General features: G+C 38.4%; 15 protein-coding genes. 7 read left to right on the top strand and 8 right to left on the bottom strand.

What is annotated here, in order from left to right; translation table 11 throughout:
* Window positions 1–146: 146 nt before the first annotated feature.
* Window positions 147–746 (bottom strand): sigma-70 family RNA polymerase sigma factor, encoded by a 600-nt coding sequence (locus tag G6053_RS19140; protein WP_108633352.1) that lies wholly within the window; start codon window positions 744–746, stop codon window positions 147–149.
* Between the two features lie 256 nt (window positions 747–1,002).
* On the opposite strand from G6053_RS19140, the gene G6053_RS19135 reads away from it, so the two are divergent.
* Together G6053_RS19135 and G6053_RS19130 are read left to right on the top strand one after the other, a co-directional pair.
* Window positions 1,003–1,227 (top strand): hypothetical protein, encoded by a 225-nt coding sequence (locus tag G6053_RS19135; protein WP_108633353.1) that lies wholly within the window; start codon window positions 1,003–1,005, stop codon window positions 1,225–1,227.
* A 165-nt stretch (window positions 1,228–1,392) separates the two neighbouring features.
* Complete coding sequence (locus G6053_RS19130) at window positions 1,393–2,184, top strand: hypothetical protein (protein ID WP_165307926.1); 792 nt, start codon at window positions 1,393–1,395, stop codon at window positions 2,182–2,184.
* A gap of 265 nt (window positions 2,185–2,449) precedes the next feature.
* Here G6053_RS19130 and G6053_RS19125 read toward each other — a convergent pair whose 3' ends face one another.
* Complete coding sequence (locus tag G6053_RS19125) at window positions 2,450–2,869, bottom strand: hypothetical protein (RefSeq protein ID WP_165307924.1); 420 nt, start codon at window positions 2,867–2,869, stop codon at window positions 2,450–2,452.
* A gap of 862 nt (window positions 2,870–3,731) precedes the next feature.
* Between G6053_RS19125 and G6053_RS19120 the strand changes: the two genes are divergently transcribed.
* Window positions 3,732–3,983 (top strand): hypothetical protein, encoded by a 252-nt coding sequence (locus tag G6053_RS19120; RefSeq protein ID WP_165307922.1) that lies wholly within the window; start codon window positions 3,732–3,734, stop codon window positions 3,981–3,983.
* Between the two features lie 642 nt (window positions 3,984–4,625).
* Here G6053_RS19120 and G6053_RS19115 read toward each other — a convergent pair.
* Entirely contained in the window at window positions 4,626–6,998 is a 2,373-nt protein-coding gene (locus tag G6053_RS19115; RefSeq protein ID WP_165307920.1) for an FtsX-like permease family protein, read from the bottom strand.
* A 548-nt stretch (window positions 6,999–7,546) separates the two neighbouring features.
* Here G6053_RS19115 and G6053_RS19110 point away from each other — a divergent pair.
* Window positions 7,547–9,274, top strand: coding sequence for a CocE/NonD family hydrolase (locus G6053_RS19110; RefSeq protein WP_206531775.1), 1,728 nt, complete (start codon window positions 7,547–7,549; stop codon window positions 9,272–9,274).
* Window positions 9,275–9,491: 217 nt separating this feature from the next.
* Window positions 9,492–9,710, top strand: a complete 219-nt coding sequence (locus G6053_RS19105) for a hypothetical protein (RefSeq protein ID WP_165307916.1) — start codon at window positions 9,492–9,494, stop codon at window positions 9,708–9,710.
* Window positions 9,711–9,879: 169 nt separating this feature from the next.
* Here G6053_RS19105 and G6053_RS19100 read toward each other — a convergent pair whose 3' ends face one another.
* Window positions 9,880–10,824 carry a polysaccharide deacetylase family protein gene (locus G6053_RS19100; protein WP_165307915.1) on the bottom strand — a complete coding sequence of 315 codons (945 nt, stop codon included), beginning with the start codon at window positions 10,822–10,824 and terminating at the stop codon, window positions 9,880–9,882.
* Window positions 10,821–11,228 carry a DoxX family membrane protein gene (locus G6053_RS19095; protein ID WP_165307914.1) on the bottom strand — a complete coding sequence of 136 codons (408 nt, stop codon included), beginning with the start codon at window positions 11,226–11,228 and terminating at the stop codon, window positions 10,821–10,823. The genes G6053_RS19100 and G6053_RS19095 overlap by 4 nt, the downstream gene beginning before the upstream one ends.
* Before the next feature lie 93 nt (window positions 11,229–11,321).
* Here G6053_RS19095 and G6053_RS19090 point away from each other — a divergent pair, with 93 nt between their 5' ends.
* Window positions 11,322–12,152, top strand: coding sequence for an AraC family transcriptional regulator (locus G6053_RS19090; protein WP_108633375.1), 831 nt, complete (start codon window positions 11,322–11,324; stop codon window positions 12,150–12,152).
* 323 nt (window positions 12,153–12,475) lie between these two features.
* Here G6053_RS19090 and G6053_RS19085 read toward each other — a convergent pair whose 3' ends face one another.
* The 3 genes from G6053_RS19085 to G6053_RS19075 are packed head-to-tail and all read right to left on the bottom strand — an operon-like array spanning window position 12,476 to window position 15,738.
* Window positions 12,476–14,161: a hypothetical protein gene (locus G6053_RS19085; RefSeq protein WP_108633377.1), complete on the bottom strand. Its 1,686-nt coding sequence runs from the start codon at window positions 14,159–14,161 to the stop codon at window positions 12,476–12,478.
* 26 nt (window positions 14,162–14,187) lie between these two features.
* Window positions 14,188–15,192 (bottom strand): hypothetical protein, encoded by a 1,005-nt coding sequence (locus G6053_RS19080; protein WP_108633378.1) that lies wholly within the window; start codon window positions 15,190–15,192, stop codon window positions 14,188–14,190.
* A gap of 36 nt (window positions 15,193–15,228) precedes the next feature.
* Window positions 15,229–15,738: a hypothetical protein gene (locus G6053_RS19075; protein WP_108633379.1), complete on the bottom strand. Its 510-nt coding sequence runs from the start codon at window positions 15,736–15,738 to the stop codon at window positions 15,229–15,231.
* 236 nt (window positions 15,739–15,974) lie between these two features.
* Between G6053_RS19075 and G6053_RS19070 the strand changes: the two genes are divergently transcribed.
* Entirely contained in the window at window positions 15,975–18,005 is a 2,031-nt protein-coding gene (locus G6053_RS19070) for a histidine kinase (protein WP_108633380.1), read from the top strand.

Below are 18,005 nucleotides of genomic sequence, written 5' to 3'. Positions count from 1 at the left end.
CACATTTTTCTCCTGATACCACCCAATGGGCTTTAAAGTAAATTGTAGTATATTGAAAATCAGTGGAATAAAATAGTGGATGGCTGTCCGTTGACGGTTATCCTTCGCGCCGCTTGAGATCGAATAGCGGGCTGCCGGGGGGGCGATTAAAAAAAGAGGTTCAATGAAAGGATGACAAGTACTGAAACCAGTTTCTCTGCAAGTTGGCGGCGGCATATGGCCAAGGCGGAAACCATGTATTTCTCCACGACATTGATCGAAATACCCAACTTTTCACTGATTTGTGCATAAGTTAGGTTTTCTTCCCGACTCATACGGAAGACCAATTGTTTTTGAGGAGATAGATGATTGATTGTCTCTTCATATATCCTGATCATCTCAGCATCCAAGATATTTCCATCTACCGTGCTGCTTGATAGTAGCTTTTCTTCGGGAATATTATCTATGTGTACCGTTTCAGCCAACTTGGAACGGAAGTGATTATAGACCGCATTCTTGAGCGCCCGGCGGAGATAAAAGCTAAACTCGATATTTTCAGGCAATTTTTCTCTGTTTTTCCAAATCCGGAAGAGGACATCCATCGCTAATTCTTCACTCATAGGTTTATCCCGGATAAACTTAAAGCAATATTGAAAGGACGCTCTATGGTAACGCTTAAACAGCATATCGAATGCTCCCTGATCCCCATTGATAAAGCGGCGCAAAAGTATGGAATCTGACAATACGGTTAACACTTCCTTTTTCATAGTAATTATGCTATGGTAGTGCTACAAATATCGACGCCTCAAGTTAACTGAGTATTAGTAAATCATTAATTGTATTTCTTAAAATAATTTCTGTTCAATATAATCTAGCATGCTTCGTATTTACCGATGATGACAACCAGACAAATATTCGAATTTGTTAATCCTATTTCAGAACTAAAAACACTTTCCCAATTCTTTCCTAAATTGATATATAGCTTAGGTTATCATAATATTTAAAAATTAAAACTTGAGTGATATGACTAATTGGAATTTAATAAGAGGAGCGGAAGGAACATTGTCTGCCCAAGATATCAGAAGAAATATTCTATCTTACATTATCAAAAATCACCCTGCAAGCCTGATTCAGTGCATTGAAAAAGAGTATAATACTTACCGGATTGATATTCTGGGTAGTGATAGTCTACTATTCGATTTGCAAGGCCAATTTGTAAAAGCAAATATCAGAAAAATCAAAGGATAGACCTGCAGTGGCTAAGCAATTTCTAGCGTCCAGATTGATTGGAAAAGCTTACTGAGGGATCCTGTCCGGGTTGCTCTGTCCTTGTCGCTAAAGATGTGCCTTTGGCACAGAAGATGTGGGATAATCAGGATTAAACCGTAAATTCATCGATTAAATACCTTTAGCATGATATTTCTATACCGATGTCTTCGTTTGTCTGCGCTACTAGCGACATTAATATTTTCTACGAATGTTTTTGCACAAAAACAATCTAGTGTTGATAGCAATGCTCTTGCGCTTCAATTCGTTGACCGATTACTTCCTGAAGGCAACTATACCGCAGCGGTGTTGGGAACTCCCCGGCCGAATGCATCGCAGGTTGCAATTGTTCAGAAAATGAAACTTGCCATCAAAGACAATGAAGACTGGTTTCTCCAAGTCATGAACGAACTAAAACCCGGAGAGCCTATGCCATATCACAAAAATCTAGGCATTAGCGAAGAGGAGTATGCCGCTTTTATGCAGTTTTCGCAATCTATAAAAATAGACAAAGTAGGAGCGATAGCGCTTAAGGTCATCCGCAGGGACAGCAGTTTACATTTCGAACCCACAGATTTCGGAGATTATTTAAAATATCTGGTTATCGATTTAAAAGATCACAGGGTCATGGTTGATCGTCTGGGCTTGCCATACAAAGGGCAGATCACTATGGATGCCAAGCGGACGACACTGGTAGCTGGACCTTGGAAAGGATACTCCTGGCGACTCGAAGAATTTCGGAAAGAAGGACAATTAATTGCAGATCCGAATAAAGTAGATCCGACAGAAATGCGGGAAATGGATATAAAATCTGTCGAGGTTATTGTAGGCAAACTAGATCACAGCGATCAGTGTTTTCTTTATCTCAAAAGTGATATTGTTGATAAAGGACATGTGCTTGCAAAACAGGATATAGCCCTTTTATTAACCAAAGAATAAATTATCGAGAAGTTCAATAGAACCTTCACTGCGATGTATTCCAATGCCTAGCGGAGAAATACAACTTCTCCAAACCCCACAGTTGTCTGAGTTTATCTCCAACGAAGTATTGAAATTCTAATTAAGAGAGGGGTTACAGTAATTATTTTATTACTGCAACCTGGGTATCTCTATCACCCTTCAGACATTGCTAAGGTGAGGTTAGTCGTAAATTCTAGACCAGTGGTTGACAGCGCCTTTATTGTAACCTTATAGCTACCAGCTTTTAAGCTGTCGCTTTTTTTAGGGAAACTACACCTGTTTGTGTATTTACACTAAACAGCTTTTCGCTATCAGCAAATGCAATTCCATCTTTTTGTATTGAAACCAGTTCAAATGTAGATTTATATTTTTCCGGATATAATGTTGGAGCCGCCGAGACATAACCATTTGAAAGACCGATATGTATCAGGCTAAAGTCAATAGTAAGGTTTAGATCGGGATAATATTGTCCAAACAAAAATTTAATTTGTGGAATCAGAATGACCCTGAAGGTGGTGGAAGCGACCGGAAAACCATCTTTCCTCAGTTCGGGAGTCAGCTCGAACGACTTTTCAGCTTTCTTTTCCGGATCGCCAGCATCTTTTGATAACTTGATATGCGTACCCGACATTGAAGCAATATTTTCCTCTCCATCCTTTTTCATCAAATGAAAGCTAGCGCCAGCAATTGGGATACCAAGCGGGTCTATTTCAAAATCAGTAGACCGTACTTACCCGACAAAGGACGGAGTTAGTTAGTATCTTATGAGATGTTCTCCTTAACGTAGCAATTGAATTCATACCTTCTCAATCTTAAACAATATCCCAGTAATTATTGCGGCGATCGAATAATATATCGCCGATTCCATTGAGCGCACTGTTAGTGCCACTGTCATTGCAATTCCAGCCAGTGTAACGAGTATTAATGTCATTTTGATCCAATTAACGTTGAGTGTATTGTCCTTAAACCAGCTGAATGCCAATATATAACATACCAACGTAGGAATAGAATAAATCGCGCTATAGCATAACCAAAGTATAGAAAAGAATATTGTTTGACCAATACCGGAAGAATTTAACGGGTTCAATCCAGGGAATATGCTCACAAGTGTAGTACCCAATAGTAGAGTACCTATCCAGTGCTTAAAAATATAAGACCATCTTAGACTGTGCGACATAATCGGTGTTATTAGATTGAAAACTTAGAAAACAGCTTTCAAGTTTGTAGTAATTATCACTGCTAACAACAGGAAATAGGTTGATAATGATTCCATGATAATATTTTCTCAAGTCAACATGGCCTAAGTTTAGTAATTGACGCTTTTTTGTTAGACTTTTCATCGTTTGGTCGATTGATTTAACGAAAGTAATAATTTATATTAAAAAAATGCGCCATAGATTTTATATGACCACTTTTGGCGCCAAAGCCAAGCGGCAGCTCACTTTTGTTTGCCAATGATCAATGGGCTTTTGTAATCGGTTCTCCCGTTAAGGTAACAAAAAAATCATATAAATTGACCGGGGACTTTGTCCAACCAGGGATTGATTGCCGCTCTAAGCGGAAGGAATTTTTTCAGGTCTATTAAATCGCCTCTTGAAGGGAAGGGCGTCTATGGAACCCTTGAAGAAAGGGAATATGCCTCACCTGTTATCAAAGCGAATGAAGGTTTTTCAGTAGGTTCGTGGATCCAGGAATCTTTGTTGGAGTTTGGTGGTTTAATCTATGTCGTCCAAATTGTCGATAAGCAAGGAGATGTCTCAGGTGCGAGGCGAGGTTAAAGATCGGGAATTCGGTCAATAACGATGCTTATGTTAATGATTTAGATTTAGGGACGCTGGTCTATGTTAATGGATCAGCGACGGTCAAGAGACTTACCCAAAATGGTGGCACTATTAATCCGAATCTGTAAACACGCTCATTGTCGAACCGTCAGCGCAGCCGAACGCTGCTGGGACCTTTAGGATACGAATTTCGTATAGAGCGACATAGATATTGTAAAATTGAGCTGACAAGCATAGCTCTAACAGCCGATGCGGGCATCCTACAGGGTGTCGCATTTTTTTCTATATCAAGACTTTTCGACCCTACTGACAAATCAAGTATTAACTACTTCAGTTAACTTCCTATCTTCCGTCATGTTGGACAGCATTGTTTTTACCTGAGCATTGGCAACATCTTGTTTTTTGTGATGAAAGGCGCCTAATTTCCTTTATCCTTCCAATAGTATGTTGATCTGACTCGATGCGTATTGTCTGAAAAAATTAGAAGCAGTTGAGCATGTAGATCTTTATTATCCCAAACTGTTTTTGGAATAGATAAGTGTCTGATCCCCATAGTGATTTGACACTTTTGGGTTCTTTATCATCAGAGCTAGTCTGACCAAATATTTGGATCATGTTTTATGGACCTTATGCCATGCATTATTCCGTTCGCAGTGATTTTAATGGATTTGTTCGAGCTGCTCTATAAGATTTTAAACCGACAGTAGCGGAGCTAATGGCCAAAACAATTGCTATCGCTGCAAAATATATATCAAACCCAATATTTATCTTATACGCAAAATTTTCCAGCCAGCGGTTCATCGTCCACCATGAAATGGGTGCTGCAACAACAATTCCGACAAGGATTAAAATAAGCAATTCTTTGCCGAATATCCATAAGATACCCTGAACTTTAGCACCGAGTACTTTTCTGATGCCAATTTCCTTTGTTTTTTGAGCAGCCATAAATGAGATCAGCCCAAATAGTCCTAAGCAGCCAATTACGATAGCTATACATGAAAATATTGAAATGATATCTAAATACCGACGTTCCTGACTATAAGCCTCTGTGATCTGTTGGTCAAAAAAGCTATACTTATAAACATTTTCCGGGAATGTCTCAGTCCAGATTTTTTCAACGTCCCCCAATACGTGACGTAGGTCACGGGCGCTTACCCTTATAGCAAAGTTAAAATACCAAACATTGGCGCTAGTGATGGCAAGTGGAGATATTGGGGAGTGTAGAGATTTATGGTGGAAATCCTGAATTACACCAACCACCTTACCTTTATTTCCGTTTATGTACACTGTTTTTTCAAGAATATCAGCATTTTTTTTCAAACCAAGACTTTTGACGGTACTTTCATTGACCAGGTATTCCATGATTGTGTCGGAGGATATTAAGTTCCTCCCAGCTAGAATATTTAAACCAAATACTTTTACATACTGCTCATCACTTACCCTGTAGGAGATGGTAAATTTTTCATCTTCATTCCTGTTATCATACCGGATTCCGGCATTATTGGCCTCTTCCGATATCGGCGGTTCATAAAAAAAGGTACTTTTTTCAATACCAGCAACTGCAGCAAGACGGTTGCGCAATCGTTCAATAACTGCGCTAGTATTGTTAGGTATCGGGAAAATAACAAGTTCACTTGATTTAAATCCCAAATCTTTTTTCAATGAATAATTTATTTGCTTGGAAATAACCAATGTTCCTAAAATTAATAAGAGTGCAATAATAAATTGAATTGACACTAAGATTTTCCTGAGCGAAAAATTAGTATTGGTTTGTGGATATTTCCCCTTTATTGCAATTATCGGATTAAAACCACTTAAAATTATTGCGGGATAGCTCCCCGAAAGAAAAACTACAACTAATAGCAGAACGGGAACAAAGATAATAAACCTAATATCGGTATATTGTAAATTGCCTATGGAAATGTTAAAGAAAGCTGAAAGATAGGGCATTAATATCAATAGCAATCCCAAAGATGTCATTAGTGACACTAAACATATTAGGGCTGTTTCTGTCATAAACTGCCAAAAGATCTGTTTTCTATTTATTCCAAGTGTTTTTCTTATACCGATCTCTTTCGTTCTTTTCAAAGCTTGAGCGGTTGCGAGATTAATAAAGTTTACGCATGCTGTCACGACTAAAAATATTCCGATTATGGAAAGAACAATTATGTTTTGTTTACTAATTTTGCCACCCATATCGATGTTAAAATGTATATCGGAGAGTGGCTGAAGTTTAAATTTCCATATTTTTTGGTTTTCCGGGACGTAATATTTTTTTGTTAGTTGCGTAAGCGATTTATTGACGATTTCCGGTAGGATCTTTTCCTTAAGGACAATAAAACATTGCATATCGTCATTGACATTTGTCCAGTGATCTTTTTTTATCTGCCAAGGCTGAAGGGTTTTCAAGCTTTCAAAAGACACATAGACCTGTTCACGACGGTCAGTATTATTTGGCAGACTCTTTATAATGCCGGTAATCGTAACATCCAGCTTATTTTCAAGTCTCATTATCTGTCCAATGGGATCAATGCCAGCAAAATACTTTTTTGCAATATCTTCAGTAATGATTGCAGTGTTCTGCTGATTGAGCTGCGATCTCGGATTCCCCAAAATAATGGGAAAATTAAAAATATTAAAAAATTCAGAATCAGTAAATGCGACATCTTCTTCAAATTTTGAAATAGCATCTCCTTTTTTGATTGATATAACTTGTTTGCGTGCCGTGAATATTTTTGTTATGTTCGTAGCGAAGTCAAAATCAGTTCGAAAAGCGTCTGTCAGTGGATACGGAACACCGGTAATCTGTTTTTGTACATCCTGATGTAATTCAGTTGTTATACGATATGTTTTTGAAAAATTGGGATTGAACTTCTCATAGCTCAGATTAATATTCACCACAGAAAATATAACAATTGAGCAGGCAATGCCTAGCGAAAGACCTAAAATATTGATGAATGTATAAGTCCTCTGATGCATTAGATTCCTCCATGCGTATTTTAAGCTGTCCATTATCATGATACTTTTTAGAAGAAAAGTGCCAATTAAAATGCCTTAAATTTAAAGTGTTGTTTTTCAATTCCTTACAATTTATCTTGAATCGATCGTTGTTCAAATTTGGACATCTATTGTTCATTTTTGAACAATACACTAGTAATAAATGTCAGTTTACTAAAGGTACCTTTCTGATACTGTCTCCACTGAGAATAACTTTTTAATATCTTTTTAGCATTCTGAACCGTTACATCTGTCTTTATGTAATTTTGTATTTACGTGACATCAAGAGATTCTTTAAGCGGTAACCAATTACCCGTGCATTAATAAAGATAGCTAGAGACAACTACAGGAGCTTGTTTTATCAGTCAGCTCCATATTAGAGAGGCAAAAAAGTATAAAATATTTTTTGGAATGTTGAAGCTAATTGATCTACGATATCAGGTTAAGAATTTCCAAAATGTAATATTTGTTTTAGAAGGTTGTTGTATATTTAGCTACATCATTGAATATCCTTGGTGATATGATAGCTGATAAAACAAAGCAAATCAATGCGCATAAAAATTATGATATTAGCTTTAACATTAATAGCATTTTTTAGTGTTAAGGCCCAGCAAACTGTTAAAACCAAAAATCTTCAGGATAGTATTTATGATATTCAGGACAGCGTAATGATTCGGACAGAAGATGATACTGAAATATCAGCTATCGTGGTTCGGAAAAAAGGCAATTATGAACCGAAACCTACTATACTACAGTTCACGATTTATGTTCGTGATGGGGACCGTGATTTACAATCACTCAAGGAATCTGCAGACAGAGGATACATTGGCGTAATCGCTTACACACGAGGTAAACGCTTCAGCAGTTCACAAATCTATCCTTACGAGTACGATTCCAAAGACGCTTATACTGTCATTGACTGGATAAGCAGACAGCCTTGGTCTAATGGAAGTATTGGGATGTTCGGTGGCAGTTATAACGGCTTTACACAATGGGCAGCTGCAAAGAATTTACATCCGGCTCTCAAAACTATTGTGCCCTATGTCGCTAACCGTCCGGGAATGGGACTACCGATGGAAAATAATATTTTTATTAATCCAAATTATGAGTGGTCCTTTTATGTAGGAAATAACAGATACCTTGATCATGAAACGGGCGATAATCGTAAGCGATTTCGCGATTTGATGTTTAAATGGTGGGAGAGTGGTGCGCCCTATAATAAAATGGATAGCATTGATGGCGAGTCCAACCACCTTTTCCAACGATGGATAGGCCATCCTGATTTTGATATTTATTGGCAGAAAATGGCACCTTACAAAGAAGAGTTTGCTCGAATAAACATTCCAATTTTACTGTTTGACGGTTATTATAATGATTCCCAAAATTCAGGACTTTATTATCTCAGGGAGCTAGGCAGGTACAATCCTTCAGCGGCAGCATATCTAGTCATTGGACCTTACAGTCATTTCGGCACGCAGCTTGGGGGGCAAAAGATCGTCAATGGCTACACGGTAAGCAAAAGTGCACTATTTCCGATCAAAGATTATACCTATCAGTGGTTTGACTATATATTGAAAGGTGGACATAGACCGGGCTTTTTACATGATAAGATCAATTATCAGGTGATGGGAACAGATCAGTGGAAAAGCGCACCTTCACTTGATGCAATGAGCAATAAATCTCTTAAGCTTTACTTGAGCACCGTCAAGAAGGGTAACTTCTATAAAATGATCGAGAATAAGCCGGGTAAATCAGAATTTTTAACACAAAAGGTTGATTTTGCAGATCGTTTGACAAGCAACAACGATTATTATCCCGACCCCATTATCCGAGATTCTTTATCGTCAGGAAATGGATTTGCATTTGTAAGCCCGCGTTTAGATGAAGATATATTAATCAATGGTTCTTTCACAGGAAAAATTAATCTGAGAATAAACAAAAAAGATGTTGACATTGGAGTGACACTATATGAGTTAACAGCTGAGGGTAAATATTTCCATCTGTCGTATTATATAGGGAGAGCCAGTTATGCAAAAGATATGACCAAAAGACAACTTTTAGTGGCAGGAAAAAGAGAATCGCTTATTTTTAAAAACACACATTTAATAAGCAAAAAATTGCAGAAAGGAAGCCGTTTGGTAATCGTGCTCAATGTGAACAAAAATCCTTTTTCCGAGTTAAATTACGGAACAGGTAAAATAGTAAGTACAGAGAGCATCAGCGATGCCAGCGATCCCCTTGTCGTGGATTGGTTCAACAGCAGCTATGTTGAAATTCCTGTATTAAAATAAAAAAATCTGTCAAAACTTAATGTATTGGTAATTCCAAGTGGTTTACACCATCTTGCAGTTAGAGATTTTAAAGGACGGTATAAACGATCATAATAAAGCTAATCTAATGAAAGATTCAAAATCATGTATTTGGATTTTTCAATTATCAAAAATTAATTATAAGCTTTGGAATTATTAGTTGTAAAACTAGCCCAGATGTAAGTTAAATAATTACTCTATGATGCGCAAAAGGGGATTGACTTCATACTTTTTGCATATGGCGAAAAAAGAGTATATCATTGCTGCCCCGCTGGGCAGCCTCATGGGAGGGGAATACTTTTCATCGGAAAAGGAGACCACTTGTATAAAATCCATAAATCTCACTATCCGCAGAACTGGCTTCCCGAATACCGAACGATTGATCTTGACACGGCCCATTTTTCCCAATAGGGTATAGAACAAGGCTTTTGTAATGAATGTTGTTTTGGCCGGAGTTATTCCTTTTCAAAAAATGGCAGGAGTAGGGCGTTTAAAGGTTTTAATTAGGTAGTGGCAATTACAACTCAACGGCAAAAAGCACCGCTTTAAAGCAAGTGGCGCTTTTTATTTTTTATTTGAGAAGCTAATTATTCCCTTATCGCAGTTTCGTCTTTTAAGATTAGGTCTGCAATTTCGTCTTTCCGTTTAAAGCTTACGCCTTTGTGCTGCTGCATGTAACGGATAATCTGTTCAGTAGCATTCACCATTTGCGGCGTTCCGCCGATTCTGTCATGAAAACTGATCGACAGTTGTCTACGCTTGGTTTCAGCTTCTTGATAAAGCTGATCAAATTCCATTTTAACCTGACGTACAAATTGATCGGTTGAGTAATGTTCGCCGGCAATCAATTGGATATCGTTGCAGCGAAGGGTATAAGGTATTACAGCAAAGTCCTCGTTTTTTACTTTGATGATAAAAGGTTCGTCCCTGCTCAGATCATCAATATGATATCTGAAGCCCAACTCCTGTAGAATGTTTAGTGTATTCTCGCCACGTCGCAACCAGTTGGCGTTATAACCCACGGGGCGAAATCCGGTTGACTGCATAATGGCATCTACGCCATCCTGTATAAATTTCTTTTCCTCTTCGTAAGGAAGATTATACTGTTTACTCCAGTTCATCCCATGTGCTGCCGCTTCGTGACCTCTTTCGACAATTTCTTTCGCCAATTGTGGGTTGTTGAGTACGGCAGAACCGACCATGTGCGACGTAACTTTGATTCCGAGCCTGTCCCAGTTATCAAGCATCCTGGGAATACCTTCCTTATAGCCGTATTGGTACCAGGTTTCGGCGGGAAGATCTTTAAAGCCTTTTTCTATGTTCTGTGGAAACGGGCTTTCAGCATTGTCCGGCTGTCCGCCAGATTCAAACTGCATGGATATGGAGACGATCAAACGTGAGCCGTCTGACCATCTGGAACCAGGTTTTACTGGAGCGCTTTCTTGGACGTTACCCGGACTATTTGTAAAGGGCAATATACTCAACGTACCAAGGACTCCGGTTTGCTTAATAAATGTGCGTCTTGTGGTCATGGATTAAGGTATTGTAGATTGAAAAGTTTGTCTAAAGCCCATGAGTTGCTCTGAATAAATTGCAGCAGTAGGGCAAAAAAAGCAAGGTGCAGTAACTGGGAGGGCAGGGCTTCCCAGTTCTCAATCATGGCTGTGCCGAAAAGCAGGATCAGCAATATTCCTGCGCCCATGATTAGTGCAGGTTTTGTAAACAAACCAATCAATAGAAACAGACCCACTGTGAATTCTGCCACAGGTAGCACATAGCTGAACGGTAGTACCATAGCCTTTGGCAAAAAAGATTTTTCAAAACTGGCGATCATCCATTGGCTGAAAGCGTTTAATTTAGGTAGCCGTACAAGACCGTGGCCAAACATACTGATGGCAATGCCCAGCCGAAGGAGTAAGAAAACTGTTGTATCCATTATCTTATTTTAATTTTATTTGCTAATTCAAAATTGCATCAATCTACCCTCGGAAATCGGTATATTTGGAGGTATTATCGGTAAAAAACTAGGATGAGGTTAAAAACATTGCACAGACCATTTGAAATCGAGCTGCTCACATTAAATGAGTATACTGCCGTTCCTCATAAAAACACCTATTTCGAAATGGTTTTTATCCTGGAAGGAAGTGGTGTTCAGATTATCAATGAGCATGAGCTTCCCTATGATAGCGATAAGCTTTTTTTAATTTTCCCTCAGGATTCACATTCCTTCCGTATAGCCTTGACAACGAGTTTCTTCTTTATTCGATTTAATGAAAGTTACTTAAAAACTCAACATAAAGAATGGGTACAGAAGCTTGAATACATCTTTTACAATCATGACCATTTGCCCGGCTGTATTCTTAAAACGATTACTGATAAGCCAATGGTGAGAGCTTTGGCCGAGGCGCTGTTAAGGGAGCAGCAAAATGGAGGTCCCCATCATCAGGAAGTTATTCAACAGTTGCTGAACACGATCATTTCCATCGCCGCAAGAAATATTGCATCCATCCAAACAGCATATCCTTATCAACCAGCTCATCCGTTGTCAATGCTTGGGTATGTACACCAAAATATCAAACAGCCAGAGGCACTAAAGATTGAAGAGCTAGCTTCCTATTTTCATTTGTCGCCAAACTATGTGGGGGAGTATTTTAAAAAAGAGACAGGGGAGAGTCTGCAAAAGTATATCCGCAGTTACAGGCTGCAGATGATTGAAGCAGCACTTATACATACAAACAGGCGAATTAGCGAAATCGCGCTAGACTTAGGATTTACGGATACCAGCCATCTCAATAAGATGTTCCACCGAGAATATGGGGTAAGTCCAACAACTTTTAGAAAAAGACTGCAAAAAAAATAGGCATTTATAATTCGATTTGAAATCCCCGGCCTGGTGAATACACTTGTTATTCTAGCGTATACGATTAAGTCGCCTTGCTTAAGCAAGGGGAAGTCAAGCTCCGACATCTATATAAAAACTGCACTTGAGCTTAATCTCATGCCATCAAAATATATAATTTTTGAAGATTCGATATCAGGCATTCGAGCAGCCTTTGCTGCGGATATGAGCGTAATGGCAGTACCCGAATCGGAAAGTTTGATGACGAAGGACCCTAAGTAACAAAAAGCGCACCCAAAGTGCGCTTTTGTTTAATACGCTGTTACGGTTTAGAAAGCACTATTTTACTTGCCAAATAATTTTCTTAAAAGACCGTTTGTTGAGTTTTTATTAGCTTCTGCGATTTTTAAGTTTTCAACTGTCGTTGGCAAATTATTATATCTGATGGATTTTTTAAGGCATTCAATTGATTCATCATAGCGTTTCAGATCCAAAAAAGCAATGCCCATGTGTTCATGGATTTCAGCAATAACATCATCAGATACATTATCTTGCTGGGCTAGCGCCTGTATCGCCTGCTCACCATAATGTAGTGTTTTTTCATTATCTCCCAAATGGTATGTACAATGTGTCGCCCAATAGTAACACCAGAAGTCTTGATTTCCTGCGAATATACTACGCTCAAAACTATCGCAGGCCGCTTCATTGTTTTTCATAAAGGCAACTTGTAGATAACCCATATTATATAATGCAACCTGTATAGAACGGTCCTGTTTTTTTTCTTTCGCAAAATTTAGTGCATACCCATAACACTCCATTGCTTTGCTGTAATCGCCTTCCTCTATAAATGAATTCGCCCTGCTGATGAGCAAGCTTGGATTATCGGGCATGCTTTCTAATAATCGATCTGTTTCTTCCGAAATGACTTCAGTCTGGCTTTGTGTACCCAAGGCACTTTCAACCTCGGCTTTGTAAATATAGAAGTTTGTAAAGCAGCGCACCAGCTCTTGATCCTGGCTTATTGGATTGGTGGGATCGAGCTCATAATAGATTTCCAGGCCTAGGTTGATCCACTCCAGTGCCTCTTCATAGTTTTTCAATTCCATATGTAAGTCACATATATTATCAATTGTCGCGAAATAGGTCAGTAAATCCATTTGGTCACCAAAATCTTCGATTAGACATTGACCATCTTGTATAGCGAACTCCAAAAGCCCTGCATCCAAATAAGCTCCAAATCTATTTTGTAGGATGATCATAAAGGAAGATTGATTTATACCTTCGGTACAAATTTCAATCGCTTTTTGATGCTCTTGGCGAGACCGAAACTCACTGGCGAGATTGTTACAGCACATGGCGAAGGTATGGGGGGCATAATTGATGAAATCACCATTTTGCGCTACAATGGCATCCTTGTAGAGCTTATATGCATGTTCATAGCATTGGTATCTCATTGTGGAGAGTCGTTGTGCCTGCTGAGCTGGTATAGCAGTATATTTACCCAATAGGTAGTTGATCTCAACACCGGCATTATAAGCCTCCATACCCGATGTTGTAAAAATGTCAATAGACAGCGTAGCAAAATCAGGGTTGGGATTATGCTGGTTCTGCATGTTGAATAAGCGGATTTGTAAAACAGGAGAGGTAACCAACTCAGCCGCTTTTTTATAATATTTTTTTGCAGCCTCCCAATCTCTAAGCCAGTAAAGTGCCGATCCTGCGTGCCGGTTACAGTTGTAGTTGTCAGGGTCTATATCCAAGCCTTTCTTACTCCATTGTACGCATTCGATAAGCGCTTTTTCCCTGTCGCTTTCAAAAACTTCATTGTAATCAAGGGCTATAATACCGAGTATGGCATATAAATCCGGATTGGGGGATGCTTCAACGAGTGCTGAAATCTGTTTGAAAAGTGATTCTACAATAGTTGGATCCTGAGGCAAGGCATTGCCTTGAATCCAAATTTTGGATGCAGTAGCATAATCTCCTTCAGATAATGCCTTTTCGGCCTGCTGTTGTATATGTTGTTTCATATGATGGATTGAAAAAATAAATACTTTTATCCTATTGTTTTCCAGCTCTCGAATAGCTTTAATTTTTGTGTCAATAGACCAGAGACCTTTTTGTAAAGATCTTCGTCGAATACAATATCATTGAGAAACCGGTCCACGACCTCATAATTTTCCTCACTTAGACGTTCAAATGCATCTTTTTTATTTAGAGCGGATAAAATGATGTCACGGAAATAGAAAGATACGGGATTGCCTTCTGGATCAGTCAGCTTTCTATTGGTCGTGATGTTATACAAGAAAGATGATAAATATTCGACATCTGCTAATTGATTTTTCCAAAGATGGTTATTTAGGTGTTGCTCCACAAAATCTAAAATTTCTTCAGAATCAGGTTTCAGACCTTTTTTGTATAAATCTTTATCAATCAACAAAAGTTGGTTGTCAAATAGCCATTTGATAATAGCGGTGTGTCCCAATCTTAAAAAAGGGAAGTTTTCAAATTCATGGCTGCGATTAAAAAAATCTCTACTGATAATCTCCGACTGCTGCCTTATAGCGATCCAGCTGCTATAAAATGCATTTCCTTTACTACTTTGCGTATATTTTATGGTAATTATATTTTCCGTTCCTTCGGACATCGCATATGCTTTTTCAACCTCGTTTTCGTACGTTGGTTTTCCCATCAATCGCTCGACTTCTTCATGCGGAGCTTCAGGTAATGGCAGTACATCCCAAAAGTCCTTTGGTTTAGAATCGGGATGTTTACTCGAATGATCGACATGGGTGAACATAATACTGCATAAGTAGGCTACGAACTTGCCGCTATCATTGCTTGTGCTTATAGGTGGTTGAAAATGATCGTTTTTTATGTCGTATTTAAACCAAAATGAAATATTTAATGGTTTATAGATGATAGTTTTTGTGCTTTGGTTGGCTGTTATTGTTTTGGGTAGTTTCCCTAATGCATAACGCTCGAAGAACTGGACTATTTTAGGATCGGTGGAAGATAGACCTAGTAATGCTATTAGCTCGCTCTGTTTTAAGGTATTCATGCCTTTATTATAGTATGTTTTTTACTTAAGGAAATTTTATTTTAACGATCGCGTATTTAACCCTGTTAGAATTACACCATCAATAATTAATGATTTGCAACTAAGGTTCATGTAGGAGGTCTCATCATCGTTGACAAAATTGTCATTCATACCGTCCATCACTACCGACTTCAGTTCTATTTTTCGAGATGGAAGCTTACCATAAGAATCCGTTACTGTGATCTGACCGTTCAGGGTTGTGTTTTTTTTCATAAACAGACGTAATAAGGGGATGTCCAGCCGGTCGAATGTAATAACGATATAACAGGGATTGTAGTCATCGGCTACTTGCTGATTCACGGAGTCTTTGGTTGTCATTGTCGATGGTTTATTGAACGAGATAGAAACCGTCGTTAGCTTTGAAATGGTTGTCTCTTTGCCATCTTGTAATGACAATTCAATCTTCATTCTATTTCGCTCCCATTGTTGGGCATGGGCTACATTGACAAATAATATAGTGGCAAGGAACAGCAGAAGCACAGGCTTGAATTGTGTAGAGATTTTCATGTTTTTTTTAATTTACTATACAAGATTAAATATTCAATAACAGACTAGATCGTATTGATTTGTAACCGGTAGGTTTGAATATGTATTTGGCTTGTGTGGGTTTTTAATTATTTCTTGTCAACGTTTGTATATATATCTGCATATTCATTTATGGATTGGAAAACAAAATGCTGAGGGTACCGATTTCTACCTTTTAAGACTTTATTTATTAAATTAGCAGGGTCTTAATAAACTGAATGGAAGCAATTGTTAAGTTTTTGAATATCTATTTGGCTACCGGGCGAACAGCTTTGTCTATTCTAGTTCTGATGTTTATACTTCTTTGTACCATGAAGGTTTCTGCACAGCAACAGACTCAGATTGAGAAAATGGCTGCAGAAGGTTACGCGATGCGCTTCTCTGACACCATTGCAAGTTTGCGTATTCAGCAAGAAGCTCTTTTTCTTGCAAAAAAAAATAATAGCAGGGTTGATGAAGCCATATGTTATGCCTATTTGGCAATGACCTATAGACGTCTTCTCCAACTTAAGGAATTCACCCGGTATGCAGAGCAGTCCTATGGAATAGCTAACACAACAGCTGATAGCCGCGCGATTGCCTATTCCAATTGGGCTATGGGGCTTCTGCGGTCTTATATTGACGATAAGGCAGGCGCTGTGGATTATATGCTAAAAGCATATGGTTTATTCGCGCAGTTGAATGAATATTCTTATTGTGCTAAAATAGGAGCAGACGTTTCTTATCTCTTTTATCCAGGCTCAGAAGTTAACATGAGGAAATATGCTGACGAAGCACTCCGCTTTGCAGAGAAATCCAATGATCCGGAAAGTATATTACATGCCCGGTTGGCGGTTGGAAGCTATCTGCTGGAAAGCGCTTCTTCTAATGACTCGCTATTATGGAAGCAAGCTGTCTCTTTTTACAAAAAAACTATCCATCAAGCGGAGCAGGTTGAGGAATTCATTGTCAGTAAAAGCAATATCGGTATCGCTCATCTAAATATAGCCGCGTTGTATATGAATGCTCCTAAACTTATTGATGAAAAAGCATTTTTATCTCATCTGGAACAAGCGACCCATATAGGCAGAAAATATAACTTAAGGAATATTTATCGGAGTTCGCTGGGGCTCAGGGGACAATTTTTCATACAGAAAGGGGACTATCGGACTGCTGAAAATCTTTTTAAAGAAGGGATAGCCTATCAACAGACATTACCTTATAAAGATAACGATTTATTGGCTGCATTTTTTGGCTGTCTTAAGGAGCTTGCTTCCAAAGAAAAAGATTATGCCGCATACCATGAGTATGATATCTATTTCAATAAGTATAATAAGCTGAAGTATGATGAGGAGATGCAAAAAATATTGCAGAATACCGATGCCCGGTTTGAGTCGGAGAAAAAATTGGAATTGATCAAACAGTTGGAAAAGGAAAATGAACTTGAAAAAAAGAACAAATTTTTGAGCTATGGTATCTCTGGAGTTCTTTTGGCGGGTTTAGTATTTGTGTACAGATCTTATTATTACAGACAACGATATTATCAAAATAGGGAAGATATCCTGCAGCAAAAGCAGACTAATAGCGAGTTAAAGGTCCAGTTGATGGAAAAGGAATCCTTGGAGATCCTGGCGGATAAATTGTCAATCGAGCGAAGATTACTCCAGTCTCAGATGAACCCTCATTTTATTTTCAATCTTTTGGGGAATATCCAAAGTATGATTCTGAAAAATGACCGGTTAATAGCCATTTCCTATCTGGGTAAATTTGCTAAACTGACCCGACAGGTATTGGAACAATCGCGTATGGATCGTATCAGTCTGGAGCTAGAGGTTCAAACATTGAAGAATTATATGGATCTGCAACAATTGCGACTTAATCATAGTTTTGATTACTATATTGACATGGATGAAACAGTTGATCCGAATGTACATATACCGCCATTGCTCTTGCAGCCCTTTGTCGAAAATGCAATTGAACATGGATTGAAGCCTCTGGCCGATTTACGGCATGGATTTTTGAAGATTTCATTTCACCTCCGTATGGATGCTGATGTTCTTGAATGTACAATTACAGACAATGGTATTGGATTAGAGGAGTCAAGAAGCAAAAAAAAGAATGTACCACATACCTCCTTATCGACAAAGATAACAGATGAAAGGCTCGCTCTGCTATACCCCGATAATCCATTTGTCCAATTAAAAATGACTGATAGAAAGGACGTTGAGGGGGCAGGCTGCCACGTCTTTTTATCGATTCCTTTAATTTAA

It is taken from the genome of Sphingobacterium sp. DR205 (genome assembly GCF_011064245.1).
Taxonomy (GTDB): domain Bacteria; phylum Bacteroidota; class Bacteroidia; order Sphingobacteriales; family Sphingobacteriaceae; genus Sphingobacterium; species Sphingobacterium athyrii.
The sequence above is the reverse complement of the archived record's forward strand: the minus strand, read 5'-3'. Positions and strand labels throughout refer to the sequence as shown.